Annotated in this window: 24 protein-coding genes and 2 pseudogenes; 21 read left to right on the top strand and 5 right to left on the bottom strand. The window is 53.2% G+C overall.

All coding sequences use genetic code 11. The annotated features are described in order from the left end of the window. From cobW to cobJ, 6 genes are all read left to right on the top strand, one after another. Window positions 1-1,107 carry a cobalamin biosynthesis protein CobW gene (gene cobW / locus IR195_RS07420; RefSeq protein ID WP_206049759.1) on the top strand — a complete coding sequence of 369 codons (1,107 nt, stop codon included), beginning with the start codon at window positions 1-3 and terminating at the stop codon, window positions 1,105-1,107. After that, on the top strand, window positions 1,107-4,946 hold the full coding sequence (gene cobN, locus IR195_RS07425; protein ID WP_206049155.1) for a cobaltochelatase subunit CobN: 3,840 nt from the start codon (window positions 1,107-1,109) through the stop codon (window positions 4,944-4,946). The genes cobW and cobN overlap by 1 nt, the downstream gene beginning before the upstream one ends. Then, window positions 4,924-6,090, top strand: a complete 1,167-nt coding sequence (locus IR195_RS07430; RefSeq protein ID WP_206049156.1) for a cobalamin biosynthesis protein CobG — start codon at window positions 4,924-4,926, stop codon at window positions 6,088-6,090. The genes cobN and IR195_RS07430 overlap by 23 nt, the downstream gene beginning before the upstream one ends. Window positions 6,091-6,285: 195 nt before the next feature. Then, complete coding sequence (locus tag IR195_RS07435) at window positions 6,286-6,915, top strand: precorrin-8X methylmutase (protein WP_009723625.1); 630 nt, start codon at window positions 6,286-6,288, stop codon at window positions 6,913-6,915. Then, entirely contained in the window at window positions 6,912-7,637 is a 726-nt protein-coding gene (cobI, locus tag IR195_RS07440; RefSeq protein ID WP_206049157.1) for a precorrin-2 C(20)-methyltransferase, read from the top strand. The genes IR195_RS07435 and cobI overlap by 4 nt, the downstream gene beginning before the upstream one ends. Continuing rightward, window positions 7,634-8,383, top strand: a complete 750-nt coding sequence (cobJ, locus tag IR195_RS07445; protein ID WP_206049158.1) for a precorrin-3B C(17)-methyltransferase — start codon at window positions 7,634-7,636, stop codon at window positions 8,381-8,383. The genes cobI and cobJ overlap by 4 nt, the downstream gene beginning before the upstream one ends. Window positions 8,384-8,395: 12 nt before the next feature. Here the strand turns inward: cobJ and IR195_RS07450 are convergent, their stop codons facing one another. After that, window positions 8,396-9,133 carry a cobalt-precorrin-6A reductase gene (locus IR195_RS07450; RefSeq protein ID WP_206049159.1) on the bottom strand — a complete coding sequence of 246 codons (738 nt, stop codon included), beginning with the start codon at window positions 9,131-9,133 and terminating at the stop codon, window positions 8,396-8,398. Between IR195_RS07450 and cbiE the strand changes: the two genes are divergently transcribed. The 9 genes from cbiE (at window position 9,132) to IR195_RS07495 (ending at window position 17,270) form a co-directional block, all read left to right on the top strand. Continuing rightward, complete coding sequence (cbiE, locus tag IR195_RS07455) at window positions 9,132-10,340, top strand: precorrin-6y C5,15-methyltransferase (decarboxylating) subunit CbiE (RefSeq protein WP_206049160.1); 1,209 nt, start codon at window positions 9,132-9,134, stop codon at window positions 10,338-10,340. The genes IR195_RS07450 and cbiE overlap by 2 nt on opposite strands. Next, window positions 10,337-10,732 (top strand): cobalamin biosynthesis protein, encoded by a 396-nt coding sequence (locus tag IR195_RS07460; RefSeq protein ID WP_206049161.1) that lies wholly within the window; start codon window positions 10,337-10,339, stop codon window positions 10,730-10,732. The genes cbiE and IR195_RS07460 overlap by 4 nt, the downstream gene beginning before the upstream one ends. Next, window positions 10,729-11,532, top strand: coding sequence for a precorrin-4 C(11)-methyltransferase (gene cobM, locus IR195_RS07465; protein WP_206049162.1), 804 nt, complete (start codon window positions 10,729-10,731; stop codon window positions 11,530-11,532). Before IR195_RS07460 ends, cobM begins: the two co-directional genes overlap by 4 nt. Next, window positions 11,529-12,293 carry a precorrin-6A synthase (deacetylating) gene (gene cobF / locus IR195_RS07470; RefSeq protein WP_206049163.1) on the top strand — a complete coding sequence of 255 codons (765 nt, stop codon included), beginning with the start codon at window positions 11,529-11,531 and terminating at the stop codon, window positions 12,291-12,293. The genes cobM and cobF overlap by 4 nt, the downstream gene beginning before the upstream one ends. A 200-nt stretch (window positions 12,294-12,493) precedes the next feature. Continuing rightward, the gene (locus IR195_RS07475; protein ID WP_009723617.1) at window positions 12,494-12,934 is read left to right on the top strand and encodes a YtoQ family protein; all 441 of its coding nucleotides are present in this window, start codon (window positions 12,494-12,496) and stop codon (window positions 12,932-12,934) included. A gap of 493 nt (window positions 12,935-13,427) precedes the next feature. Next, window positions 13,428-14,690, top strand: coding sequence for a hypothetical protein (locus tag IR195_RS07480; protein WP_206049164.1), 1,263 nt, complete (start codon window positions 13,428-13,430; stop codon window positions 14,688-14,690). A gap of 78 nt (window positions 14,691-14,768) precedes the next feature. Next, window positions 14,769-15,353, top strand: coding sequence for a hypothetical protein (locus IR195_RS07485; RefSeq protein ID WP_206049165.1), 585 nt, complete (start codon window positions 14,769-14,771; stop codon window positions 15,351-15,353). A 42-nt stretch (window positions 15,354-15,395) separates the two neighbouring features. Further along, entirely contained in the window at window positions 15,396-16,391 is a 996-nt protein-coding gene (locus IR195_RS07490) for a hypothetical protein (RefSeq protein ID WP_206049166.1), read from the top strand. 87 nt (window positions 16,392-16,478) lie between these two features. After that, window positions 16,479-17,270: a hypothetical protein gene (locus tag IR195_RS07495; protein WP_206049167.1), complete on the top strand. Its 792-nt coding sequence runs from the start codon at window positions 16,479-16,481 to the stop codon at window positions 17,268-17,270. Window positions 17,271-17,365: 95 nt separating this feature from the next. Here IR195_RS07495 and IR195_RS20465 read toward each other — a convergent pair. The 3 genes and pseudogenes from IR195_RS20465 to IR195_RS07505 form a co-directional block, all read right to left on the bottom strand. Then, window positions 17,366-17,530, bottom strand: a pseudogene (locus tag IR195_RS20465) (FAD-dependent oxidoreductase); the annotation flags it as partial. 15 nt (window positions 17,531-17,545) lie between these two features. Next, on the bottom strand, window positions 17,546-18,625 hold the full coding sequence (locus IR195_RS07500) for a YkvI family membrane protein (protein ID WP_206049168.1): 1,080 nt from the start codon (window positions 18,623-18,625) through the stop codon (window positions 17,546-17,548). A gap of 50 nt (window positions 18,626-18,675) precedes the next feature. Beyond that, a complete protein-coding gene (locus tag IR195_RS07505; protein WP_038483437.1) occupies window positions 18,676-19,053 on the bottom strand; it encodes a RidA family protein in 378 nt (125 codons plus the stop codon). A gap of 185 nt (window positions 19,054-19,238) precedes the next feature. Between IR195_RS07505 and IR195_RS07510 the strand changes: the two genes are divergently transcribed. The 5 genes and pseudogenes from IR195_RS07510 to panB all read left to right on the top strand — a co-directional run bounded on the left by IR195_RS07510 (window position 19,239) and on the right by panB (window position 23,294). Next, entirely contained in the window at window positions 19,239-19,865 is a 627-nt protein-coding gene (locus IR195_RS07510; RefSeq protein WP_206049169.1) for a helix-turn-helix domain-containing protein, read from the top strand. Window positions 19,866-19,942: 77 nt separating this feature from the next. Continuing rightward, a pseudogene (locus IR195_RS20605) lies at window positions 19,943-20,103 on the top strand (transposase); the annotation flags it as partial. 192 nt (window positions 20,104-20,295) lie between these two features. Then, window positions 20,296-21,222, top strand: coding sequence for a pyridoxal-phosphate dependent enzyme (locus tag IR195_RS07520; RefSeq protein WP_206049170.1), 927 nt, complete (start codon window positions 20,296-20,298; stop codon window positions 21,220-21,222). A gap of 749 nt (window positions 21,223-21,971) precedes the next feature. Beyond that, window positions 21,972-22,358, top strand: coding sequence for a VOC family protein (locus tag IR195_RS07525; RefSeq protein ID WP_186808836.1), 387 nt, complete (start codon window positions 21,972-21,974; stop codon window positions 22,356-22,358). 150 nt (window positions 22,359-22,508) lie between these two features. Next, complete coding sequence (gene panB, locus IR195_RS07530; protein WP_206049171.1) at window positions 22,509-23,294, top strand: 3-methyl-2-oxobutanoate hydroxymethyltransferase; 786 nt, start codon at window positions 22,509-22,511, stop codon at window positions 23,292-23,294. Between the two features lie 912 nt (window positions 23,295-24,206). Here the strand turns inward: panB and IR195_RS07535 are convergent. After that, entirely contained in the window at window positions 24,207-25,280 is a 1,074-nt protein-coding gene (locus IR195_RS07535; protein ID WP_206049172.1) for a LysR family transcriptional regulator, read from the bottom strand. On the opposite strand from IR195_RS07535, the gene IR195_RS07540 reads away from it, so the two are divergent. Beyond that, window positions 25,279-25,815 (top strand): DMT family transporter, encoded by a 537-nt coding sequence (locus tag IR195_RS07540; protein WP_206049173.1) that lies wholly within the window; start codon window positions 25,279-25,281, stop codon window positions 25,813-25,815. The two genes, IR195_RS07535 and IR195_RS07540, sit on opposite strands and share 2 nt — an antisense overlap. Window positions 25,816-26,203 lie beyond the last annotated feature (388 nt).

Below are 26,203 nucleotides of genomic sequence, written 5' to 3' on the forward strand. Positions count from 1 at the left end.
GTGAAATTAAACAAGATTCCTGCCACGGTCGTCACCGGTTTTCTCGGCAGCGGCAAAACCACGCTGCTGGCCAATATTTTGCGCCAAGTGACCGGCAAGCGGATCGCCGTGATTGTTAATGAGTTCGGCGAGCAGGATATCGACTCTAGCCTCTTGCGCAGCTGTGCGCTGGGGTGTGAAGAGGGTAGCGAAGGCGGGCAGTTAGACGGGGAAGATGGCAGCATCTATGAGCTGGCCAATGGCTGTATCTGCTGCACGGTGGAAGAAGAGTTTCTGCCGGTGATGAAAAAGCTGGTTGCCCGCCGCAATGATATCGACCACATTCTGATCGAAACCAGCGGCTTGGCACTGCCCAAGCCGCTGGTGCAGGCGTTTAACTGGCCGGAGGTGCGCCAGCACTGCACCGTCGATGCGATTATTACCGTGATTGATGGCCCCGCGGTAGCCGCCGGTCGTTATGCCAGCGATGTGGATAAGGTTGAAGCTCAGCGTCGTGCGGATGAAAGCCTGGATCACGACCCCAGCCTGCGCGAGCTGCTTGATGACCAGCTAAGCGCGGCGGATTTGGTGCTGGTCAGCAAGGCGGACTTACTCAGCACTGAAGAGCGCACCCAGGTTGAAGCGGTTGTTCAGTCACGGGTGAGCGAGTCTGTCAAAACGCTGTTTATCGATCAGACCCAGACCACCGACACTGCCCAGTTGGAAGCACTGATGGGCATTGGTGCGGCCAGCGAAGAGCATATCGACAGCATCACCAATCACCACGATAAGCACCACGCTGAAGGCGCGCACCACGACCACGCCCACGATAACTTTGATTCCTGCGTGATTACCCTGGGTGAAGTGGATGGCGACGCTTTGGCCAGCAAGCTGCAGCAACTGCTGAAAAGCCACGAAATTTACCGCGCCAAAGGCTTTGCGGCAATTCCGGGCAAACCCATGCGCCGGGTTGTTCAGGCGGTTGGCGAACGTTTGGAAGGTTACTTCGATCGGCTCTGGAGCCAAGACGAGACGCGCCAGACCCAGCTAGTCATTATTGGCAAATCGCTGGATAGCGCCGCGCTGCGTGAAGCGCTAACTGAGGCAGAGGTTCAGACGGCCAGCTAATGCACTTATTTGCCGCTAAGCCCGGGGGCTTTGTCGATGATGAAGGCATTATCGACCTGCAACAAAGCCCCGCCGAGGTCGTGATACTCTCCGCTGCCGACAGCAATCTATCGGCGCTTGCCCAGGCGGTTGACCGCCTGGGTGAGGCTTATCCCTCGGTACGGCTAGCCAACTGGATGAATTTGGTAAAACCGGCGGCCTATGATCTCTATGAAGATCGGGTGCTGGAAAACGCCCAACTGGTCATCGTTTCACTGCTGGGCGGTAAAGCCTACTGGCAGTATGGCCATGAGCGCCTGCTGGCCTGGGCGGCAGCCAAACCCGAACGCCAGCTGATTTTAGTACCGGGTTGCGACGCACCGGATGATGCCCTGTTAGAAGATTCCACCATCGCCTTTGATGGCGCTTACCGGGTGTGGCGCTATTTAAGAGAAGGCGGTGTAGAGAACGCCGAGCAACTGCTGCGCTTTATCGCCAGCGAATGTTTATCGCTTTCTCTAGCCTGGCAGGAGCCGAAAGTTATTCCGGCCGCGGTGATTTATGCGTCGCAAGGCCAGCAGGCGCTCAGCCTTAGCGAGTGGCGCGACCGTCAGATATCCGGGCGGCCGGTGTGCCTGCTGCTGTTTTATCGCAGCCACTTGCAGGGGGCGAATACTGCTGTTCCCGACGGATTGCTGGCCGCGCTGAGAGAAAAAGGCCTAGAGCCGCTAGCGGTAGCCGTGGCCTCCTTGAAAGAGGGGCCATGCATTGATTTTATCAACCACCTGATTGAACAAACCGGCGCCATGCTGGTGATTAATACCACCAGCTTTGCGGTCAATCGCAACGCCGACGGGCTGGATGCTCTGGGTGAAAAGCTACCCGACAGCCTGTTTGTTGGGCGACCCGTGGTACTTCAGGCGATTCTTGCCAGTAGCACCTCGGAAGACTGGCAGGACATGGCCGCCGGACTGCATAGCCGCGATGTGGCGATGCAGGTGGTGCTCCCCGAGATGGATGGTCGCATTATCACCCGGGCGGTGGGGTTTAAAGCCGAAGCCCACTATAACCAGCGCTGCCAATTGGCAGTTACCCACCACGTAATTCATCCAGAACGGGCCGCCTTTGTCGCCGAGCTGGCGCGGCGCATCTGTTCGCTACGGCTAACCCCCAATGGGCAGAAGCGTATCGCGCTGATCATGGCTAACTACCCCAATCGCGATGGACGGATCGGTAACGGGGTCGGGCTGGATACCCCAGCGTCGACGCTGCAGATTCTCAGCGCCCTGAAAGAGGCAGGTTACCCGTTAAGCGAATTGCCGGAAAATGGCGACGGGTTGATCCGCCTGCTTCAGGATTCGGTGACCAACGATCACGGCAGCCTCGACCAGCGCGCCTGCTGGCAGAGTATCAGCGTTGATGACTACCTAGCTTGGTTTAAAACTTTGCCCAGCGAGCTGCAAGAAACTGTGTGGACGCGCTGGGGGACGCCTCACGAAGACCCCAAATGCCGCCAGGGACGTTTGATGATCGCCGGTATCCGCTTAGGTGAAACCTTTGTGGGGATCCAGCCGGAGCGCGACTTTATCGACGATCTCACCCAGTCCTATCACGATATGGAGCTGGCACCGCCCCACAGCTACCTGGCGTTTTACTACTGGCTGCGCGAGCACTATCAAGTCGACGCGGTTATTCACGTGGGCAAGCACGGCAACTTAGAGTGGCTGCCGGGTAAAAGCATCGCCTTGAGCGCTGACTGCTGGCCGGATATTGCCCTGGGGCCGCTGCCGCACTTTTATCCGTTTATTGTGAATGACCCAGGCGAGGGGGCTCAGGCCAAGCGCCGCAGCCAGGCGGTGATTATCGACCACTTGATGCCACCGCTAGCGCGAGCCGAACTCTACGGCGCTATGGCCGAGCTTGAAGCGCTATGTGATGAGTATTATCAAGCGCTGGATATGGACCCGCGGCGGGAAGCGCTGATTCGCAGCCAGATTCTCGCTCACCTGCGTGATACCGGCATCGACCAGGAGTTGGCGCACGCCGTCGACGGTTGTGAAAACAGTGCTGATGATGCCGACATCCTCAACGAGCTGGATACCTTTCTATGCGATATCAAAGAGTCGCAGATTCGCCATGGCCTGCACATACTCGGCACGCTGCCCCCGCAAGAGAAGCGGGCGGGGACATTGGTAGCGCTGCTACGGCTCCCCCGTGGTGAAGCGGTGGCCAGCCGCGGCCTGTTGCATAACCTGGCGAGCGATTTAGGATTGGGTTTTGATCCGCTGGCCGCTGGCAACGAGCCTTGGCAGGCGCCTAAACCCGTTGTTCTAAGGGGGCTACTCGATACCCCTTGGCGCACCGGCGCGGATACCCGCGAGCGCCTTGAACTGCTGGCCGAGCGCTGGGTGGCCGACTACGTATTAGCCCCTGGTTGCCTGGAAGAGCTGGCTCACGATTACCCCCATACGGCGGAGCAGCTGCGCTATGCCCGCGACCAGCTATGGGTTGCCATGCAGCGTGGCGTGAAAATGGAGATTCAGTCGCTACTCGACGGCCTTGAGGGCATTTTTGTGCCTGCCGGGCCTAGTGGCGCGCCCAGCCGAGGACGGCTGGATACGCTGCCCACCGGGCGCAACTTTTTCAGCGTCGACAACCGTTCAATTCCATCGCCTGCTGCCTGGACGCTGGGCGAAAAATCCGCCCAGGCGTTTGTCGAGCGCTACCTGCAGGATAACGGCGATTATCCGCGCCGATTGGGGCTTTCGATTTGGGGCACCGCCACCATGCGCACTGGTGGCGATGACATCGCCCAGGCCTTCGCGCTGATGGGCGTGCGCCCTAAATGGTCGCTGGGCTCCCAGCGGGTGACTGATTTTGAAGTAATCCCTTCGATGCTGCTCAATCGGCCAAGGGTTGATGTCACGCTGCGGGTCTCCGGGTTCTTCCGCGATGCTTTCCCCAATGTGATCCGTCTGTTTGACGCTGCCGTGCAAGCGGTGGCCAGTTATGAAGAGCCGGGTAACAGCAACACCATCCGCGAGGCAGTGCTTGCTCGCCAGCAAGCACTGGAAGACCAAGGGCTAAGCCCAGAGATGGCCGCCCAAGAGGCAAGCTACCGTATTTTTGGCAGCAAACCCGGCGAGTATGGTGTGGGCTTAAACCGGCTGATTGAAAACCGCTCTTGGGACAGCGCCGACGATTTAGCTGAAGCCTACCTGGATACAGGTGGCTACGCCTACGGCCAGTTTAAGGCCTCCGGCACTGCCGCGCGGTCGGCGTTTGAGCAGCAGCTCCAGGGGCTGGATGCGGTGATGCAGAACCAGGATAACCGCGAGCACGATATTCTTGATTCCAACAGCTATTACGCTTTTCAGGGTGGCATGGCTAACGCCACGCGCTCGCTAAGTGGAAAAGCACCGACCATTTATCACGCCGACCACGCCAATCCCGCGGTGCCCAAGATTCGTACCTTGAAAGAGGAGCTAGCACGGGTGATTCGCTCACGCGTGCTGAATCCTAAGTGGATCAATGCCATGCGCGAGCACGGCTATAAAGGCGCCTTTGAAATGGCGGCCACGGTGGACTACCTGTTTGCTTACGATGCCACCACCGATCTAGTCGCCGACTACCAGTACGCCCAGGTGAGTGACGCCCTGGTGCTCGATGCTGCTAATCAGCAGTTCCTGCGTGAGCACAACCCCGCAGCCTTAGAAGAGATGGCAGAACGCTTACTCGAAGCCGCCCAGCGAGGCATGTGGCAAGCCCCCGGCGAACATGGCCAGGCGCTACAAGACCTGCTGCTGGAAATGGATGAAGCCAAAGAGACGGGGCATTATGACCACCAGCCCGCGCATTAAAGGCTGGTGCCCCGGCGCGTGGCGGCCCATGGCCACCGGCGATGGCCTGCTAGTGCGTGTACGCCCACCGCTGGGCCAGCTTTCACGCCAGCAGGTAGTGGCACTGTGCGAGGCCGCCGAGACCTTTGGTAGCGGTTTAATCGAGCTAACCAGCCGGGCTAATATTCAACTGCGGGGGGTGAGCGAGGCCAGCTGGCCGCCGCTGATGGCGTTTCTGGTTGAGCATCAGTTGGTGAACGACGACCCGCAAGCAGAACGCCAGCCGCAACTGATGCTGGCACCTGCTTGGCAAGAGGGCGACGACACTCATACCATTGCCCACCTGTTGCAAACGCGAGGCAGCGAATTAGCGCCCATGCCTGGCAAGATCGGCATTGCGATTGATGCGGGAAAAGCCCCGGTGCTGTGCGATAGCGCTGGTGATTTTCGTATTGAACGCTCGGTGGATGGCGGTTTGATAGTACGCGCCGATGGCTATCAGTGTGGCACGGCAGTGAACGAGCCCGAAGCCGCCGTTGAGCAGCTAATACGCCTGACCCACTGGTTTGTGGACAGCGGTGGCTGGGACTCCGGGCGCATGCGGCGGCACACAGCGCCGCTGCCCGGTTGGGCGACCGCTAATACTGCCCCCGCATCCCCAGGCGAGAAGCTGGCGCTGGGTAAACATAGCAACGGTATGGTGGTGGGTCTGCCTTTTGGCCGGGTAGCGGCTAATACGCTGCGCGAGGCTGTCTCCCAGACAAGTAGATCCTTAGTAAAGATCAGCGCTGTGCAGGTCACGCCCTGGCGGCGCTTATTGTTGAAGGAGTGCGATACACTACCCGCGGTTGATGGCTTAATCCGTCATAATAGCGACCCGCGGTTAGCGATGGACGCCTGCCCCGGTGCGCCATACTGCGAACAGGCGAGTGTTGCCACCCAGCCACTTGCCGAACGGCTAAGCGGCTGGGTGGCAGCAAGCGTACATATATCTGGGTGCGCCAAAGGCTGCGCCCGCCAACGGCCAGCAGCGCTGTGCTTAACCGGCCGCGAAGGGCGCTTTGACGTGATTATTAACGGTCGCGCCGATAGCGCACCGGTTAAGTCAGGCGTCACTGAGAGTGAGGCGTTGGATGTTATTAAAAAGCTCAGCGAAAGCCGTTAGGTTTATCGAGATTAAAAAAATAGTAGCTTATATGCTGGATAGCTGAGTGCCAGGGCAGGTTGTAGCGAGGGTCTTTCGACATGGATGTCGAAAGTAGCGCCCATGGATGGGTTCACAGCTCCCTCGCGGAAACTTGCCCTAGCACGGATGCCCTGCAGACCAGTAACTGCGAATTAGTTTATTTGGAGAGTTTGGGTGCCTCACGTTTATGAAACACACGGACCGGCGATTTACCGGCAGTCGTTTGCGATTATTCGCAATGAAGCTGAGCTTGATCGCTTTTCAGCGGAAGAAGAAACGGTTGCGGTACGCATGATTCACGCCGCCGGGCTGGTGGAGCTGGCGGCGCATATCCATTTTCAGAATGACGTGGTCAATCGTGCGCGCTCAGCGTTAGAGCAGGGCGCACCGATTCTTTGCGATGCTCGGATGGTCTCCGAAGGCATTACCCGCAAACGGCTGCCTGCTAATAACGACATCATCTGCACCCTTAACGATGAGCGCACTCCAGGCCTTGCCCAGGAAATGGCCAATACCCGTTCAGCGGCAGCGCTGGAACTGTGGCGGCCGCACCTGGAAGGCGCCGTGGTCGCCATTGGCAACGCGCCTACCGCGCTGTTTCATCTGCTTAATATGCTCGAAGACCCAGACTGCCCGCGCCCGGCGGCCATTATTGGCTGCCCGGTCGGCTTTGTTGGCGCGGCGGAATCCAAAGAAGCGCTGTTGGCTAACCCCGCGCTGCCCAGCTGTATCGTGCGTGGCCGCCTGGGTGGTAGCGCCGTCACGGTAGCGGCCATCAACGCTATGGCGGATCGTATCGAATGACCCAAGGAACCATTTACGGAGTGGGCTTAGGACCCGGCAGCCAAGACCTAATGAGCGTGCGTGCCGACCGCTTGATCCGTGGTGCCAGCCATGTGGCCTATTTTCGCAAGCAGGGCCGCAGCGGGCATGCGCGTACCATCGTGGAAGGATTGATCGCCCCCGAGGCAACCGAGCTGCCCATGGAGTATCCGGTTACCACGGAAATTCCGTTTGATGACCCTCGTTACAATGAACTGCTGTCGGCCTTTTACGAACGCAGCGTGGCGCAATTGATCGAGATGGCAGAGGCCGGGTGCGATGTCGTGGTGCTTTGCGAAGGCGACCCGTTCTTCTACGGCTCCTTTATGCACCTCTACACGCGGCTGCTGAATCGCGTGCCGGTCTCGGTAGTGCCGGGGATTACCGGCATGTCAGCGGCCTGGACGGCTACCGCGCAGCCAATTACCTGGGGCGATGACATCATGACGGTGCTGATGGCCACGCTGCCGGAAGAGACGTTGGCCGAGCGCATCGCCCAAACCGATGCACTGGTGGTGATGAAAATTGGCCGCAACCTGGCCAAACTACGCCGAGCGCTGGCGCATGCTGGCCGTGAAGGCGAGGCGTGGTTGATCGAGTACGCCGCCATGACCCAGCAGCGCGTGCTGCCGCTGAGCGAGGTTGGCGAAAGCGTGCCGTACTTCTCGATTGTGCTGATCCATGGCAATGGGAGGCGGCCATGAGCGGTTGGCTGAAAATCGTCGGCCTCGGGCCGGGTGCCGACGCCATGATTACCCCGGAGGTTTCGGCTGCGCTGCTGGAAGCCACTGATGTGGTCGGCTATGTGCCCTACGTTAATCGCGTGGCTCCCAGGGCTGAATTAGCCCGCCACGGCTCAGATAACCGCGAAGAGATTCGCCGGGCGGAGCAGGCGTTACAGCTGGCGCTTGAGGGCCACCGGGTAGTGGTTGTCTCCTCTGGCGACCCTGGCGTATTTGCCATGGCCGCTGCGGTGTTCGAAGCCTTGGAGGCGGGGGATGCCCAGTGGCGCACGCTGGATATTCAGGTACTGCCGGGTATTTCTGCCATGCTGGCCGCCAGCGCAAGCGTCGGCGCACCGCTGGGGCACGACTTTTGCTGCATTAATCTATCCGACAACCTCAAACCCTGGACGCTGATCGAGAAGCGCCTGCGTCTGGCTGCCGAGGCCGACTTCGCCATGGCGTTTTACAACCCGCGTTCCAAGGCACGGCCAGCGGGGTTTGAACGAACGCTAGAGGTACTGCGGGAAGCCTGCGGGCCGGACCGATTGATAATCTTCGCCCGCGCGGTTTCGACCCCGGAAGAAGCAATTCGCGTCACCACATTAGAGCAAGCAACGCCGGACATGGCGGATATGCGCACGCTGGTCATCGTTGGTTCCCAGCAAACCCGCTTGATTGAACGCAGTGGCGTGCCGCTGGTTTATACGCCGCGCTCGGCTGATTAAGCGTTGTGATGATTAATGGTGGTCACTAAGCCAGCTAAATACGTCATCGATACGATGAACTTCGTGGCGTGGCGGCAGGGCTGGTCGCTCGATCATTACAATGGGTAGGCCGAGCATTCTCGCCGCGCTAAGTTTGGACGCCGCACCTTCGCCGCCTGCGTTTTTACACACAATGCGCTGGATGCGCTGATTTTCCAGCAGGGCGAGATCGCCTTCTAGGGTAAACGGGCCTCTATCAATCACACTGCTGATATCCGGCAGTGGCAACGGGCTGGTCGGCGGGTCAACTAAACGCAGCACGTAATGGTGCTGAGGCTGGGCGGCAAAGGCGCTAAGGTGCATTCGCCCAATCGCAAGCAGCACCCGTTGGGGCGGGCCAGCCAAGGCGTTAACGGCCTCATCAATACTTGCCACGCTTTGCCATTGGTCGCCGGTAACAGGCTGCCAGGCAGGCCGGGTAAAAGCGGTGGCCTTTACATCGCACTGCGCCGCCGCGGCTAACACGTTGCGGCTCATCTGTGCGGCAAACGGGTGGGTGGCATCAACAATATGGGTAATGCGCTGCTGGGCTAAAAATGTGACCAGCCCATTAACGCCGCCAAAGCCGCCAATGCGGGTCGGCAGTGGCTGGGGTTTAGGCGTGTTAACGCGCCCTGCATAGCTAAAAATGGCGGGAATGCAACGCTTGGCAACAGCGCTAGCCAGGGCGCTGGCCTCGCTGGTTCCGCCGAGAATTAGGATTTTGATCATGGCTGAGGTTAACAACGCTCCGTGGCTTACCCTTTTAGGCTGGGGAGAGGGTGGCACACAGGGGCTGACAGCGGCAAGCCGACAGGCATTGGAAAGTGCCGAGGTAGTGTTCGGCGCACGCCGCCACTTGCGACTTTTACCGCCGCTAAACGCTGAGGTGGTTGAGTGGCCAGTGCCCTTTGCCGATGGCATTACAAAGCTGCTAAACCAGCGTGGCCGCCGGGTGGTGATGCTGGTCTCCAACGACCCGTTCTGGTTTGGAGCGGGTACTACATTAGCGCAGCATCTCAGCGTAAACGAGTGGCAGGCACTGCCAGCCCCGTCCTCTTTTAGCCTAGCGGCTGCACGTTTGGGCTGGCCATTGGAGCGTTGTGTTTGCCTGGGTTTACACGCCAAACCGCTGACCCGTATTCGGCCCTACCTGCATGCCGGTAGACGTTTGCTGGTGTTGGTAAGAGACGGCGCGGCGGTGACCGAGCTGGTGGCGCTGGTAACTAGCCTTGGCTTTGGCGATACCCAGCTAACGCTGCTGGAATCTTTGGGCGGCGATAACGAGCGTATTCGCCATTGCCGTAGCGACGCCAGCTTGCCCGATGACATTGCCCACCCGGTTGCGGTAGCGCTGGAAGTTGCTGGTAACGGCCCCGCCTTGCCGCTGACGCCCGGCCTGCCGGATCATTTTTTTGACCACGACGGCCAGATTACCAAACAGACCATTCGCGCCATCAGCCTAGCGGCACTGGCCCCCATGCCCGGCGAGCGGCTGTGGGATATCGGCACCGGCTCAGGCTCCATCGCCATTGAGTGGCTGCTCGCCCATACGGATAATCAGGCAGTGGGCTTCGAGCAAAACGCTGAACGAGCGGCGCGAGCGCGCAGCAATGCAGAGGACCTGGGTGTTGACTGGCTAGAAGTAAAACAGGGCCGCGCGCCTGAGATACTCAACGATACGCCGCTGCCTGATGCGGTATTTATCGGCGGCGGGTTATCCCAGGCGCTGCTAGACGACTTATGGCAGCGCCTGCCCAAGGGCGTGCGTATCGTCGCCAATGCCGTCACTCTGGAATCCGAAGCGCTGCTGGCGCACTGGCACCAGCAAGTAGGCGGCGAACTGCTACGGCTAGAACTTGCCAGCGCCGCCCCCATCGGCACACGGCGGGGCTGGAAAGCCAGCTATCCGATTGTTCAGTGGCGGGGCGTTCGATGAAGCCATCGACGTTGAGAATCGCAGGGTTTGGTTTTCGCAGTGAAGCCACGCTTGAATCGCTCGGCCAAGCGCTGGATCAACTGATCGACCAGTACGGTGTTATCGATAAGCTGGCGGCGGCTCACTCCATGCTGCCGTTGGTAGAAGAGCTAGGCCGACTGCGTAATATCAAAGTCATTGCCGTAGCGGATGCCGAGCTATCAACAGTGGCAACGCTTACCCATTCAACACACAGTTTGCAGGCGCGCGGCACAGGCAGCGTTGCCGAGGCCGTAGCGCTGCTAGCCGCAGGCCCGAATGCGAGCTTAGTGGGGCCACGGATAATTTCAGTAGATCGACGAGCCACTACCGCCCTGGCGTTGTTAGAAGTACCAGAAGGAGCCACCGAATGACCGTACACTTCATTGGCGCAGGCCCCGGCGCGCCGGATCTGCTTACTCTACGCGGGCGGGATTTAATCGCCGCTTGCCCGGTGTGCTTGTATGCAGGCTCTTTAGTGCCGGAGCAGATTCTGGAACACTGCCCGGCGGGGGCCAGAGTGATTAATACCGCGCCGCTCTCGCTGGATGAGATTATGCAGGAGATCAGCCGCGCCCACGCCGAAGGCCAGGATGTGGCCAGACTGCATTCGGGGGATCTCTCGGTATGGTCGGCCATGGGCGAGCAACTGCGCCGCCTGCGCGAGCTGAATATCCCCTACAGCATTACTCCTGGCGTGCCATCCTTTGCGGCCGCGGCGGCAACCTTAGGTCAGGAGCTGACGCTGCCCGGCGTGGCTCAGTCGGTGGTGCTCACCCGTACACCGGGTCGTGCCAGTGCCATGCCCAGTCACGAGACGCTTGCCAATTTCGCCCGCACTGGGGCAACGCTGGCCATCCATCTCTCCATCCATAATCTTTCCCAGGTAGTCGAAAGCCTGACGCCTTACTACGGGGCGCAGTGTCCGGTGGCGATTGTGTGGCGGGCAAGCTGGCCCGATGAGCGAGTGGTGCGGGGGCGGTTGGATACTATAGAAGAGCTGATTGATGATTCCATGCAGCGCACCGCATTGATCCTGGTGGGGCCAGTGCTTGAAAGCGATGACTTCCAGGAGAGCAGCCTCTACGCGGTAGGCTACGACCGCCGTTTTCGCCCTCAATCGGCGGATTCGCCTTTTGCCACGGCAAGCCAAGACCAAGAGAGCGACCCATGATCACGCTATCACTAATAGGCATCGGCACCGGCAACCTTGATCACGTCACCCTGGCCGCCGTGCGCGCCCTCAATAACGCCGACCTGATCCTGCTGCCCCGTAAAGGCGAGGCCAAGTCGGATTTGATCGACCTACGCCGCTTACTCTGCGAGCGCCTGTTAGAAGAACCGGTGACCACCAAGATCGTCGAGTTCGATCTTCCCAGTCGCGATGATCATAATGATTACCTTAGTGCGGTAGACGACTGGCACGCTGCGATTGCCAGCGTTTGGGCGCAGCTGATGGATAAACATCTGCCCAATGGCGGGCGGGTCGGCATGCTGGTGTGGGGCGACCCCTCGCTTTACGACAGCAGCCTGCGTATTAGCCAGCGGCTAAACGCTGCGGGTAAGCAGGTGGATGTCGAGGTCGTGCCTGGCATCACCAGCCTGCAGGTGCTTACCGCTGAACATAAAATTCCCCTCAACGCGCTCGCCGAGCCAGTACAAATCACCACCGGCCGCCGCCTGCGCGAGCGCGGCTGGCCGAACGATGCCGCCACGGTAGCCGTAATGCTGGATAGCGGCGGGGCGTTTGCCACGCTGCCATTTGACGACACCTACATCTGGTGGGGCGCCTACCTAGGCATGGATAAACAGTGCTTAATCAAAGGCTGGCTAAGCGAGGTCAGCGACCAAATCATCCAACGCCGCGCGGAACTACGCGACACCTACGGCTGGATTATGGATATTTACCTGCTCGCCAAAAAGCCGGAAATGTGATCTAGCTATTAATATGGAATGTTTTTCCATAAACTAGTTCTAGACTATGGCACTAGGCATGCTTAAAAAGTCAGCGAGCGAAGGCCAGGCTAGGCAAAAATCAACGAAAAGGCGGAGTTTACGGGTTGTAAATGAGTACTTTGAGGTGATTTTTAACAACGCATGGCCGAGCGCAGCTAGTTTTTAATAAGGAGAGCATTATGAGCTTTTACGTTTACTTATCTGGCGAAATCCACACCGATTGGCGCGAAGAGATTCAGCGCGGCGCTGATGCAGCAGGACTGGATATCGTCTTCACCGCCCCGGTCACCGACCACGACGCCAGTGACGCCGCAGGCGATCACCTGGGCAAGCCGGAAAATGGCTTCTGGCGTGACCACCAGTCCTCCAAGGTCAACGCCATCCGAACTCGTACCATGATCGAGCAAGCGGATCTGGTAGTTGTCCGCTTTGGCGACAAGTACAAACAGTGGAACGCCGCCTTTGATGCAGGCTACTGCGCCGCACTCGCCAAGCCCTACATCACCCTGCACAGCGAAGACATCGTCCACCCGCTGAAAGAAGTCGACGCCCAAGCCCAGGCTTGGTGCACCACCACCGATCAAGTGGTTGAAACCCTACGTTATGTCCTCAAAGCCTAAACTTTAACGCCTCCTGCAACACCGCCACTGCATTAGTGGTGTTGTGGGAGGGCGCTTTAGCGCGCAACCATCCCGCCCCATAAACAACCCCACCACTGAATCGAGATTCTGCCCACGGTTTGTAGGAGGGCGCTTCAGCGCGCGATGATCACCCCACATAAGCAATCTAGCCACCCCGTAGCGCGGTGTAACGCTTGGCGAGGAACGAGCCAAAAGGCACCCGCGAAGACAGTTGCCCAAAGCCTGCTCCAGCTCAAGTTCTCTTCAAAACCACGTGACCTAAGCCAAATTTATCAATAAAGTATGATTAGATCAGAAATGCGAGCCGGCACGCGAATTTTGGATATGTTGCCATGTGAGATAAATAAATTTATAAAAAAAACAGTGGTTTATGATTTTTTTGAGCGACTATGTAACACGAATAACGTGCTGACATGTTCAAGGGGGTTATACAGCAGGCGATATAACCACTGTTATGTTTTCAGAGATAGACATGAGAATCCCAAATAACTACATAGAATCATTTGAGAAATTTGTTCTAGGAGAAAATGAATATCTTCTCAATTTATTGCAGGGTAATGATAACTTTGATTATCCGTTCGGGTATCTTTTCGGAAAACTCTCGGAGAGAGAGCCTGATCTTCTAGGTTTGATCGAGGATATAGAACAAAACAAATTTCATGAAGATGAATTTAAGAAATTTATTTCAAGCTTAGAGCGAGCAAATAACATAAAAGAGGCGGAATCGCTTGCCATCAAAATCAAAGAGTATGAGAAAATTGAAAAAAGAGACTATATATCGCTAAAAAAACTAGAATTCATAACGGCGCACCTCAAAGATCTTGATTTTGAGAAAACTGTAAAATACTACAGTTCAATATACAGATCTTTATCTGAAGAGAGTAATCTATTCAACTGTACAGTCGATGAGTATGTCGCATTTAATGCTGTTAAGTTAATGTATCAATACTATTGCCAGTCTAAAAAAAGGTTCGTCGTTCCAGAAAACAATAAACTAGAACAGACTTATCTATCTAAAGGTATTTCCTTAAAGAAAATTGATTCACAGTACAGCAAGCATAAACTTTTGACAATTGATGAAAACTTCACTTTAAGTGACAGCAATAATATCCCTAAGGTCTATGACAGAAGAATTGAAGAGTACGTTCTAATAAATGAAATTTCATCTGAGCTAATGGACTTTTTTAGGAGTTTAATGAAGCAAGACCTTATAGGGTCCATCGCCCTTCGGCCTGAGTACTCGTTATCTGGTGTTGGAATATCTGACTTATCAATTACCCTTGAAGAACTTGAGCGTGGAGAGGTATTCTCTTTTGAGAATCTAGGGGAACCATCGGTAACAAAATTGTACTCGAAAGATTATGATACCCTCTGGATTGCAATTGATGAGCGAAATATAACTTTCGAAGAAATCCTTCAGAATTTCGATGTATATGACGATAGTATTGTGACGCAGGTTGTTCATTTAGAATATGAAAAATCTGAAAATTCAGAGCATGTAATTGCTCATATAGATCATGAGTATATCTTTTATACCGAAGATGAGTTTTTGGAGCGTCAGGGAAGTTACAAGCAAAAGGGTAACGCCAGAAAAAGGTATAAAACATTCAAAATTGACGGCTCGAAAATACCTTTCTTAGTGGGTGATGTGTGCGTTCTTTACTACATTATTGGAAAGTTTTTCAAAGAGCAAGAACTTCTTGAAGAGTACTTTGAAGAGGTTCTTAAAACATAACAAGTTGCTGCACGCGGATAAATTACTCGCTGCGCTCCTAATTTACCGGTGAGCAAAGCGTTAGCTCTAGGAGAGTGCATGGGCTTCAAAGTTGTCATAGATACACTTGCTTCGTTGGCTGCACTTGTAGCGATCCTGTCAGTTTTGGTTGGTTGGTATAGCAGTGCGCGGAAGCCTCTTAGTATTTCTAGGGTAGTAGTACATAAAAAGGATGACGGTTTAACCTATATCATTGTGACGAAGAATAGAAAATCGTATCCAGTTGAAACAAAAAGAATTGATTGCTTTTCACGGAAAACTTTCGAGATAGAGCAGCGGGTAGGAGAAAAGCCAGAATACGTTGAGAAACTATCCAGCCGATACGCTGTGTTTTCGTCAAAAGCTTCATTCGAGGTGCCAGCCAAAGGAAATATCGATATCCGTATTGAAGTGGACGGACAGACCGACATCTCTGATCAACTTATATTTTCGATTGATACTACTCACGGATACCATGAGATTTCCTGTAACGATATCACCGTCGTCGAAATAGGAAAGACCGTGGTTTACTCGGTCGAATTTAAGAAGGAATATGGTTCCAAGAGTCGCGCGAAGATGGTGTACTTTTGGAGGCGAATTGTGGAGCTAACCAAGCGCTGCAGCCGACGGCTTCGCCGCGCCTGAGCTCAGTGTTAGCATCATCACAGACATATGGAGTTTCAACTAATGAATGACATAGTTGAAGTTATTGAAAATGAAAATTCAGGGATGGTTCGGCATGACGATGCTCAGATTGATCTTTTTTTTAAAATGCACCAAAAGGTCAATGCGAAAAATGAAGAGATATCGAAATCATACAATAACAATATTTTAGTAAAGTTTTCAGATGTACAAGAGTTGCACTTTAAAACAACTCAATCCATAAATTCGCTAAAGCCAGTAAAAAGCAATATAAATGTCAGAATTGCAGTTTCACATAATGAGGGGGAGTCTGAAAAATTTAACTCATTTGAAGAGTTTGAAAAAAGGAATTTAACTAATCCAAACCCTACGTCTGACGTATTGCTTGTGTATTCTTTTTCTATTTATGACAAAGAAACAGATAACTTTGAAAACTATAAAGTTATGGCTCATGTACGATCAAGAGTGGCGGAGCTGAAGCAAATTGAAAGAGAGGCGCCCCCATTTATATCATCGGCGTTAGTGAGCAGTATGGTAACTACTACCGCAAAAATCACAGTTCATTATTCAGACTACGTTAAAGCGCGTCACTTTGCCGCGATGTTTGATGAATGGGTTAGAGGTTGTGATGAGTCAAAGAATATCGGGCTAATAAACAAGCTTAAAAAGATATCTCACCTCATATCAAGATTTGGAAAGCTAGCCATTTACTCCGTACTTGGTTTTTTTACTGTAACTGCAATTGACAGTGCTGCGCTAAGTTCTAACGAAATTTTAAAATTTCTTGTTGCCTATGCCTCAATATTTGTCATTGTGGGTGGAATCTCGGAAGCAATCCTTAGAAAACTTGAGATATCTATTGATAGCTATTTGGCTTTGTCATATTTAAATATCAACAAAGGGGATGCCAAGCTAATTTCTGAGTTCTCAGGGAGAAATAGGTCATCAATTATTTGGTCGGTATTAGGAGTTCTAGGAACGATAGGTGTTGGCATTGCTACAAGCGCATCTTACGATTTTATAAAGTGGCTAATTTCTTAAAATGCTAACAAGCGCAGTCAATCGGACAAATTTTACGCTGCGCTTCAAATTTGCCGTTGCTGCGAGCGTTAGGACAAGGAGAGAAAATTGCCGAAGTACGACGAAGCTTCTTATTTAAATGACCAGAATGAATGGGAGCTTGTATCCTATTTAGAGCTGACTAGCGAAGAGCGAAGAGCGGATTTGCGTGAAAGGGATCTCAGGGAAAAGCCCCAAGGTTTCTTCCAGCTTGGGATCAGAAATCACCCCAAAACGCCACACTTCTTTGAGAAACAACCTATCAGGACTGATTTGCAGCCAGGTGTCAAGGAGAGCGAAGAGCATCATAAGCAGCAAAAAATGATATGCGCTTTTCTTAACAAATATGAAAAGCATAATCTTGGGTACTATGAGCGTCCATGGGATAAGCAAGACAAGGGTTATGAATCACTGGTAAAGATCAAGCATTATACATGGGATAAAGAGGTAAAATTCGGACTAATATACGGAAAATATGTTGTTTTTGATATATTTGGAAGAGATGAGAAAAGTGTGGTTCTAACAGATAAGTCGCCTTTCATCGCAATAGAGGTCGTTGATACGCACTTCCATTCTCAGAAGGCATTCAATGTTCTGCTGAAAACAAGCAAAAACCTACCTTTGATCGTAGGCTATATGTTTTTGCCTGTTACACCTCATTTCAACTCAGTAAAAAAGCCAGTCAGATCCAACTCATTTTCAACCGTAAGGTTTCAGTGCTATATCTCTGATGGCTCATTTTGGTATCGGAATGAGCGACTCGAAGATCTTTATGAAGTTTCACCTGCGGCGCCGGAAGTGTATTATAATTTGGTCAGGGAAAAGCTATATGAAGATGGCTATATAAGAGCGAAACCTTAATCTAAAAGTCCTAACAAACGCAGTCACGGCAACGGCTTTTACGTTGAGGCTTCGCCTCCACTACAAAACCGCGGGTGCTACGGGCGTTAGGAACAAGGAAAGACGGCTTTTCGTTGAATCAGCCCGGCATTGCCAGAGGAGGTCTCGCACCCAGAGACTTTGCGATCCCTCAGTGTGGCCTTATGGCCTCTCTGCTGCAGGTGCTAGGCAACGGATACTCCGACCATGCCAGCACCCAGAACCAGAATCTCACGTGCCATAAATCCATTAACTTCTTATTGGACTCGTGCAGTTTGTGCTTTGTGACTGTGCTTCATGCGTTGGCGCACCCAGGCAACGGTTATTGCGGTAATCAGGATGAACCCGATGTAGCCGAACACGGGATACACCATACCGACCAGACTGACAAATCCAAACATGCTGCAGGCATAGGCAATGATGCCCGCAATTAAGGATCCAGCGCGGAAAGACGTGGTATCGGCTTGCAAGAATCGGGATGAAAAAGAGTAGAGGCAGCCCACTGCGGTATTGAAAATCATCAGCAGAATGACGATCGACACCAGCGAGGAAAGCGCAGGGGAAACCTCTAGTGCTAAAGTCAGCATCGGCATAGGCGTATCGACTAGGCTGTCCAGGCGCGACAGCATAGCCAGACTGATTGTCATCATCAGCGCACCCAGGGTAATGCCGCCAATAATACCGCCCCAGGTTGCTTTGCGGCGGTCTTTTGCAGCACCGCTGGAGATGGCAAGAATCGCGACGCAGCCGAAGATGTTATACGAAACGTACAGCATGGCGCCCAGTGCCCAATGGCTGGTGGCTGCGTTTTGGTCGAGTGCCAACTGGTTCAGTGTCGTCAGGTCGGTTTCTCGGGTTGCCAGTGCGTAGATGGCGATACCCAGTGCCACCAGAATCAGCAGAGGAGTGATGCTGCTGATCAGCGTGAGCACTTTTTTCAGTTTGAGACAGGTGGCTGCAATTACCAGCAGAGTCACCAGCGCGCTGCCCCAGGCTGCAGGCAGGCCCAGTTTTTGTTCCAGCAGTGCACCGGCACCGGCCAGCATCACTACGGCGATGGCAAACATGAAAAATGTCATCAGCAAATCGATGGGCTTGCTAAGCCAGGGGCCACAGATAGCCTTCACAACTTCCTTGTGAGAAGTCGCTTGAAGCTCGCTACCCAGATTCGCCAGTGTCATGCCCAGGAATATAAAAGCGGCAGTACTCAGCGCGATACCTGCCAGCCCCCAAACGCCGAAGCTAACGAAGAATTGAAGCAGCTCTTGGCCTGAAGCAAAGCCTGCTCCAACCAGAAATCCGACAAAAGCGCCTGCGATTTTCAATATATCTTTCATGATGCCAAACCCTCAGTTTCTTATTTTTCTGTGCCAGTTAGCTGGCTGAATCAGGCTTCACCGACCCAGGCTTGCACTTCTACTTCGACATCAACGCCCAGTGCTAGGCCTGCTGTCACGGTGGAGCGAACCGGCAGACCTGCTTCGAAATAGCGTTTGTAGACTTCGTTGAAGCCCGCAAAGTGCTTCATGTCCGATAGCCAGACGGTCGCTTTAACGACCTGCGCAAAGCTTGCGCCACAGTGTTCAAGGGACTCGCCGATACGGGTCATGACCGCTTCGGTTTGCTCTTCGATACTGCCTTTGACGACTTCGCCTTCAGCAGTCATGGGAATCTGGCCTGAAAGCATCAGGAAACCTCCCACGCGAACGGCACGGGAGAATGGGAAGGGCAAGTCGCTGGGGATACGTTCGATTGAATTGGACATGGGGTTATATCTCGTTGATGGCTATTGAGTGACCGAGCCGCACGCGCAGCACGATAGAATCACAATTTCTCTTAAATGATAATTCTCATAAAAGGGAATATCAAATGAGAGAACCTTAAAGTCAAGCTGTTTTCGGGATACACTAGGACTTCGTATTCATAGCCAGGTCGAGCCGCGAAGCTTTCATGCCAACAGACTCACAATCCCAGCCGTCCGATACACTGATCGACCGAGTACTGGTCGGCTCTCGCCTAAGGGCTCACCGTAAACAGCAGAAATTCACCCTGAAACAGGTGTCTGAGAAAAGTGGTGTTGCGCTTTCGACACTGTCGAAAATGGAGTTGGGGCAGGCAACTGTCAGCTATGACAAGCTTGCTGCTGCCGCACGTGTTCTGAATGTCAGCCTGCCCCAGCTGTTCAACCCTGAATCGGGTGCAGGCAGGTCAGATCAGCCAACGGTGGTCACCAGCAAAATTTCTGAGGCGACTGGGTATGCTACTGGCAGCTATGAATATCATCCTATTGCGGGTGAGTTTCCCGGTCGGAGTATGATGCCGGTTTATGCTCGGATTCAGGCGCGTGATCTGGGTGAGTTTGAAGACTTCATCCGCCACCCCGGAGAGGAGTTTGCCATGGTGCTATCGGGGCGCGTCTGCATTCACTTTGAAAATGGTGAAAGCATCAGCCTGGGTGAACGAGAAACGGCTTACTTCAACAGTTCCATCGGGCATATTTATCTGGCCGAGGGTGATGAAGATGCAGAAGTAATCGCTGTGATGTCGGAACCCAAAGAGGGCGATCTCCAAGGCTGAACCAGCTATCCGGCTTCGCCAATTTCGTGAAAACACAGAGTGTAAAGGGGTAGCCCCTGATAGGCTCTTCCTCTTGTTTGTTGAAGATCATCCTGCTTGCCTACTCCAAAGGTATCACCTCCAGCCGCGGGATACAGTGGTGCTGCTGACCATTCCCCACCTCACCACACTGGCCAGCTTCGTCAGTCGGCATGTCGATGAAATTGAAGCACTATCTGAACAAGTGCTGCTGGTGTGCTAATACAGAGCGGAATAAGTTACTTTATTAGGGCTAACACAGTTTTCAACTCACTTGAGCTAAGCGCTCAAGTGGCTGAATGTCGATATTAAGATGATTCAGCCGGATGACCGGCTGAGTAAATGAATAAGGAAAACAGGCGGCGGAAACGGCTCGAAATCGGGCTTTTCTTCAGCCTCGTGATAGGTACTCATGACACTACACATTGAAACTCCTCTGATCGAATTCCGCACAATGAGCGTTACCACTGGACGTTCGGTCTGGATTAAGCTTGATGCACTGCAGCCGCCCGGTTCATTCAAGATACGGGGCATTGGCCATGCGTGCGAAACCTATCTGGCTCGAGGTGCTCGAAGGTTCATTTCTTCATCTGGAGGAAATGCTGGCTTGGCTGTCGCCTACGCCGGTCGTCGGCTAGGTGTACCGGTTACGGTTGTAGTGCCGGAAACCACCACTGAAAGGGCAAAAGAACTGCTGCGGTTGGAGAAAGCGGAGGTCATCGTGCATGGTGCCTCCTGGCAAGAAGCCAACGCCTTTGCACAATCGTTGATCGGCGCATCGGATGCATTTCTCCACCCCTTTGATGATCCGCTGCTTTGGCAGGGCCACGCCACAATGATTGATGAAGTTTTTCGTTCCGGTCTTAAGCCCGACGCTGTCGTGCTTTCCGTTGGCGGAGGTGGTCTGCTTTCAGGTGTGGTAGAAGGGCTTCATCGTAACGGGTGGAGTGATATCCCCGTTTTCGCCGTAGAAACTACGGGGGCCGCCTCATTTCATGCAGCCGTAAACGCCGGTCATACGGTCGAGTTGGAAAAGGTAACAAGCATCGCCACCTCACTTGGTGCCAAGCGTGTTTGCGAGAATGCTTTCCAATGGTCAAAAACTCACCCAATCCACAGCGTCGTGGTATCAGACCAAAGTGCACTGACTGCCTGCGAACGTTTCCTTGACGATCATCGCATCGTGGTAGAGCCTGCCTGCGGTGCGAGCCTGGCAATGGCATATGAGGGTGCATCAGAACTCGAAAGTTTCAGCAATATATTGGTCGTAGTATGTGGCGGCGCTACGTCCACGATTGATCAAATCAGGGATTGGAATAGCGACAAACACGCCCTATAACAAGGCCAAGCAACTAAGATCAGTAACTGCCCGCCGCTAACGCTGGGCGTTCAATGTTGCCTGACAAGGCGACGGGAATGACTGCTTCTCTCCAGTTGTCCTTCCCGCATGCCTTTAGCGGGAATCCATTTCGATTTAAGTACCCTAGCTTCGGCTCAAAAGGTCAACTTGGATTCCCGATAACCCCGCTCGGGAATGACGGGGCTGTGGTAGTTCTGGAATGACGGGGTTGAGATGGCACTGGAATGACAGGGCTGAGTAGATTGGTTCATGCTCCTCTGCATTCGCGAAGCCCTACATCACCCGCTGAAATAAGTCGATGCCCAAGCCCAAACACCTCCCGCAATGCAATCCGTTACTACATTAATGATGTTGTAGGAGGGCGCTTTAGCGCGCGATGATCACACCACATAAGCAATCTAGCCACCCCGTAGCGCGGCGTAACGCTTGGCGAGGAACGAGCCAAAAGGCACCCGCGATAGCTGCCCAAATCCTGCTCCAGCTCAGTTTTTCTTCAAAGCCACGTGACCTAAGCAAAATTTATCAATAAAGTATGATTAGATGGTAAGAGCGAGCCAGCACGCGAATTTTGGATATGTTGCCATGCTGGGTAAATAAGATTATAAAACAGTGGTTTAAGTTTTTTTGGGTGGCTAGATAACACCAATAACGTGCTGACATATTCAAGGGTGTTATGCAGCAGGCTATATAATCGCTGTTAAGTGTTTCCCTAGAAAATGGAGTTTCTGATGAAAATTAGCCACCTCGATCATTTTGTTCTGACTGTCGCAGACATTCCAACAACAACGAACTTTTATGAAAAAGTGTTGGGCATGAAAGCTGTTAGTTTTGGCGCTGGTCGGATTGCTCTAGAGTTTGGCCAACAGAAAATCAATCTTCATCAACTCGGCAATGAGTTTGAGCCTAAGGCCCAAAATGTCAGAACTGGGAGCGCAGATTTGTGCTTTATTACCGACATAGATTTGTCTGACGCAATGAAGCATGTGGAAAATCAAGGTGTGGTTATCATGGAAGGGCCTGTAAAACGTACAGGCGTGCAAGGTGCAATCAAATCATTCTATTTCAGAGACCCTGATGGGAACCTTATTGAAGTATCCACGTATTCAAACACATAACAAACGCCTCAAGAGGGACTGTCAACGCGTAGCGTTTCCAGTCCCAATGAGCCGTGGCGGTTACGGTTGTTGTGTTTGAGTTCAGTGGTAATGCGTTGCCAGCCCCTTAGGCGGGCGTTAACTTCTTAGCAAACACAGGAGGAGAAAGGTATGAAAATTAATCCGCAAGATTTTGTAGCGATGAAGGGCTGCAAGCCCATCCCGATGTTGACCGCATATACCTGTCCGGTTGCCAGAAGTGTTGAGGAAGCAAAGGTTCCTGTGATTCTTGTTGGTGACACAGTTGGAATGGTTGAAATGGGATTTGATAGTACCCGTGATGTCACCATAGAACACATGGAATATCACATAGGTGCTGTGCGCCGTGGTGCGAAGAAAACCCACATAATAGGTGACCTACCTTACGGCACAGATGTCGACCCGGAAACAGCATTCATCAACGCTCAGCGGCTGATGCAGGCGGGCGCAGACAGCGTGAAACTGGAGGGTCCCAATATAGAGGTCATCGAACACTTGGTGAAGCGCAGTATTCCTGTGGTAGGCCATACTGGCTTACTTCCCCAGACAGCCAAAAACTTCAAGCAAGTCGGTCGGTCCGGCGAAGAAGCGAAGAGAATCATGGAAGAAGCTCAATCAATTGAGAATGCGGGTGCATTCATGGTGGTGCTTGAACATATCCCTTATTCGCTAGCAGGCGAAATCACCGAGGCTTTGTTTATTCCTACTATCGGTATTGGTGCTGGCCCAGATTGCGACGGGCAAGTATTGGTCATTAACGATGCGCTGGGGCTCGGTGATTACTGGCCTCCGTTTTCGAAGCAGTACGCTTACGTCAGTAAGACCGTTCTAAAAGTGGCGAATGAGTTTTCCGCGGAAGTGGAGTCTATGAAGTTTCCGAGCAACATCATTCAGTTCACTGGCACCAACAGAAGTTAACAAGGCCAGCCCCGGCGACGCCCACTACATTGCGCCTTCGGCTCCATTCCGTGTGCGCGCATGCTGCAAGCGTTATATGTAAGGAGAGTATCGTGGTGCCACCAATCGTAAAATCAGGTGAATGGCGTACAGCAAACACCCATTGAGGCTCTCTAACGTGGTAATTCACCACTGCCAAACCGAGTTGCTCCTTGCAGGTGGGGCTGGGCACTAGACATTCCTCGGTTAACCAGCCTCTGTACTATTCAAACAGCGGGTTACTTTACAGTCCCAGTTAGTTTCAGGTTCAGCGCCGGTGTAAGCTCACTCGATCAGGGTATTGGTGCGCGTCGGTAGGATGGGTAATTAAAACGATGGCTTCTAGCTGGGTGTAGAAGCCGGGCTTCAGATCTCAATGTCAGTCAGCAGATGCCCAATTTCGCATTAATATTGCGCTAAGTTGTTGGATTATTAAGAGTTCTACTAAGTTGTTTTCTGATGCTGAAACTCTTCAAATTAACCTTGTTGGGTAGCAGGTTGTACTGACTCGCTATGTTGACAATATGGGCTTTGAGATCAGTACCGTGGCGAACTAGCCCCGTTCGGTAGTAAAGCAGGTTTCGGGTAGCTCGCATGCTGCGAGGGTAGACATACGCGATCCAGTACCAGCACGCATGCATTCGACGCCGATCACTAGATCATCCAGGTAGGTGTCGATTAGCCGAAGTAGAGGTTCTGGGCTAGTGGGAATCTCTTTATGCCACAGCAGTGACGATGAGTTCTGTTGTAAAAGTTCACCGAGCCTTCTCCTGTTAGGTTTGGTCGCCTTTTCGCTTAGCCAAAGGGGTTGAGCTGGGGGAAGACTCAAAAAGTATCAAGTTAAAACACTCGAACATCGCTACGCGCCGCCAGTGTTTGAGATGTTAGCCACTTTTATGGTGTTGGTGTCGGGGGAATGGTCAAGGCCGATACGGCAATTGCTGACTCATCCGGTTCTTTTTCCCCATCTTCTTGAAGCATCTCAATGATCGCCTGCTTCAGCCAGTTGTGCCCGGCATCGCTCTCCCGCCGTGAGTGCCACACCATGCTGAACTCAAAAGGATCAATGGGGTAAGGCGGCGTGAAGAGCTGCAGTGGTGAGTCCTTCAGAAATAGATCAAAGCTGCGCCGGGCGGCCGTTAAGATCAAATCCGTATTTGGCACCACATGGCTGGCTACTCCCCAGTGGGGTAGAGTCATCGCAACCCGACGGCTGACGCCTTCTCTATGCAATGCGTTTTCTATCTCATTGCTTTCACTACTTTGCATGGCGACTAGGACATGCGGTCGCGAGAGCCACTGTGTTTTATCAAGATCGCCCGTTTTGGGCAGCGTGTTTTTATCCGCAGCACAAACGAAATGCTCAATGAATAGCTTATGGGTACGTAACTCATCTGAAAGAGGTGGCTGAAACACGCCAAAAGCTATATCGACCTCCCCATCATGGACACCTGCCAGCATCGCGGCGCGGCTGCCTTGAGAAACTTGCAGATCAACCCCTGGAGCTTCTGAACGCAATCGCCGAACCAAACCAGGAAGCACTACGCGAGCTCCATAGTCTGACATGGCAAGCCGAAACACTCGTTTTTCATGGGCGGAGTCAAAGGCGGGTTGTTCAATCAGCGCGCCGAGCTGATGTAGTGCTTCTGTTAATTTCGGTAGCAATTCATTGGCACGTGAGGTGAGCTCCAGCTTGCCTGCTCGTCTCACCAGCAGCGGGTCGTCAAAGATGGCTCGCAGATTGGCGAGAGCATGGCTGACGGCCGGTTGGCTTCTATGTAAGCGTCGTGCCGCACGTGACACGTGCTTTTCCACTAATAGCGCGTGCAGGGTAACCAGCAAGTTGAGATCGATGCGTCTTAAATTATTCATGAGGCGAATACAGTAAAATAAAAAATTGAATTTCAATTCATAGGGTGAATCATAAAAGATAAAAGACCTTTTGCAATGTCTCAGGAGTCTTGTCATGAATTCACCTTTCACTTTAGTGGCGCTTGCGGCTGTGGCGGTTATCGCGGGTGCCTTGGTGCCTTTTCAAGCTGGCAGCAACGCTGAATTGGGCCGAGCGCTAGGCCACCCCCTTTGGGCGACACTGGTCTCTCTGGTTGTCAGCATGCTTGTCGTAATACCCATAATGATTGTCATGCAAGTGTCTCCTCCTGCTCTGGGGACCATCAGGCACATACCGGCTTGGGCTTGGCTGGGCGGTGTAGCAGGAGTCATCTATATTTCGTCAGCATTGGTTCTAGTACCACGCGTCGGGGCGACCAACTTCATTGTGTGTGTTATTGCAGGGCAACTGATTACTTCACTGTTGTTGGATTATCATGGCTGGCTGAATCTGCCCGTGAGGGAGGTCAGCATTGGGCGTTTGGCAGGTGTCACGCTGGTGCTGGTAGGTATGGTGACTGTGCAGTGGTTTTCGCCGACCATTGCATCGCCTCATCAGAGCTCTACACAGGTAGCAACTGAAGTCTCTGGAGCCGCTGAGTCCAAGGGATGACACTTCCGAACACCTGTAGAGATGAGTGCCCTGTTTGTAACTGCCCGCTGTTAACACTGGGCTTTTAACGTTGACTGATGAGGCACGGTGCCTAATAAGGCGACGGGAATGACTGCTTCTCTCTAGCTGTCATTCCCGCATGCTTTTAGCGGGAATCTATTTTGATTTAAGTACCTTGGCTTAGGCTGAAAAGGTCAACTTGGATTCCCGATAACCCCGCTCGGGAATGACGGGGCTGAGGTGATTCTGGAATGACGGGGTTGAGGAGATTAATTCATACTCCTCTGCATTCGCCAAGCCCTACATCACCCGCTGAAAGAAGTCGATGCCCAAGCCCAAATACCTCCCGCAATGCAAGCCGTTGCTACATTAGTGATGTTGTGGGAGG

The organism is Vreelandella venusta (genome assembly GCF_015689495.1).
Classification (GTDB): domain Bacteria; phylum Pseudomonadota; class Gammaproteobacteria; order Pseudomonadales; family Halomonadaceae; genus Vreelandella; species Vreelandella venusta.

What these genes read in the sequence shown, in the direction of transcription:
- cobI (WP_206049157.1), top strand. Translation starts at nt 6,912, where the DNA reads ATGACCCAAGGAACCATTTACGGAGTGGGCTTAGGACCCGGCAGCCAA.
- IR195_RS07485 (WP_206049165.1), top strand. Translation starts at nt 14,769, where the DNA reads ATGGGCTTCAAAGTTGTCATAGATACACTTGCTTCGTTGGCTGCACTT.
- IR195_RS07490 (WP_206049166.1), top strand. Translation starts at nt 15,396, where the DNA reads ATGAATGACATAGTTGAAGTTATTGAAAATGAAAATTCAGGGATGGTT.
- IR195_RS07460 (WP_206049161.1), top strand. Translation starts at nt 10,337, where the DNA reads ATGAAGCCATCGACGTTGAGAATCGCAGGGTTTGGTTTTCGCAGTGAA.
- IR195_RS07500 (WP_206049168.1), bottom strand. Translation starts at nt 18,625, where the DNA reads ATGAAAGATATATTGAAAATCGCAGGCGCTTTTGTCGGATTTCTGGTT.
- cobM (WP_206049162.1), top strand. Translation starts at nt 10,729, where the DNA reads ATGACCGTACACTTCATTGGCGCAGGCCCCGGCGCGCCGGATCTGCTT.
- IR195_RS07520 (WP_206049170.1), top strand. Translation starts at nt 20,296, where the DNA reads ATGACACTACACATTGAAACTCCTCTGATCGAATTCCGCACAATGAGC.
- IR195_RS07430 (WP_206049156.1), top strand. Translation starts at nt 4,924, where the DNA reads ATGACCACCAGCCCGCGCATTAAAGGCTGGTGCCCCGGCGCGTGGCGG.
- cobJ (WP_206049158.1), top strand. Translation starts at nt 7,634, where the DNA reads ATGAGCGGTTGGCTGAAAATCGTCGGCCTCGGGCCGGGTGCCGACGCC.
- IR195_RS07535 (WP_206049172.1), bottom strand. Translation starts at nt 25,280, where the DNA reads ATGACAAGACTCCTGAGACATTGCAAAAGGTCTTTTATCTTTTATGAT.
- IR195_RS07540 (WP_206049173.1), top strand. Translation starts at nt 25,279, where the DNA reads ATGAATTCACCTTTCACTTTAGTGGCGCTTGCGGCTGTGGCGGTTATC.
- IR195_RS07525 (WP_186808836.1), top strand. Translation starts at nt 21,972, where the DNA reads ATGAAAATTAGCCACCTCGATCATTTTGTTCTGACTGTCGCAGACATT.
- IR195_RS07480 (WP_206049164.1), top strand. Translation starts at nt 13,428, where the DNA reads ATGAGAATCCCAAATAACTACATAGAATCATTTGAGAAATTTGTTCTA.
- panB (WP_206049171.1), top strand. Translation starts at nt 22,509, where the DNA reads ATGAAAATTAATCCGCAAGATTTTGTAGCGATGAAGGGCTGCAAGCCC.
- IR195_RS07475 (WP_009723617.1), top strand. Translation starts at nt 12,494, where the DNA reads ATGAGCTTTTACGTTTACTTATCTGGCGAAATCCACACCGATTGGCGC.
- cbiE (WP_206049160.1), top strand. Translation starts at nt 9,132, where the DNA reads ATGGCTGAGGTTAACAACGCTCCGTGGCTTACCCTTTTAGGCTGGGGA.
- cobN (WP_206049155.1), top strand. Translation starts at nt 1,107, where the DNA reads ATGCACTTATTTGCCGCTAAGCCCGGGGGCTTTGTCGATGATGAAGGC.
- IR195_RS07505 (WP_038483437.1), bottom strand. Translation starts at nt 19,053, where the DNA reads ATGTCCAATTCAATCGAACGTATCCCCAGCGACTTGCCCTTCCCATTC.
- IR195_RS07510 (WP_206049169.1), top strand. Translation starts at nt 19,239, where the DNA reads ATGCCAACAGACTCACAATCCCAGCCGTCCGATACACTGATCGACCGA.
- cobF (WP_206049163.1), top strand. Translation starts at nt 11,529, where the DNA reads ATGATCACGCTATCACTAATAGGCATCGGCACCGGCAACCTTGATCAC.
- IR195_RS07450 (WP_206049159.1), bottom strand. Translation starts at nt 9,133, where the DNA reads ATGATCAAAATCCTAATTCTCGGCGGAACCAGCGAGGCCAGCGCCCTG.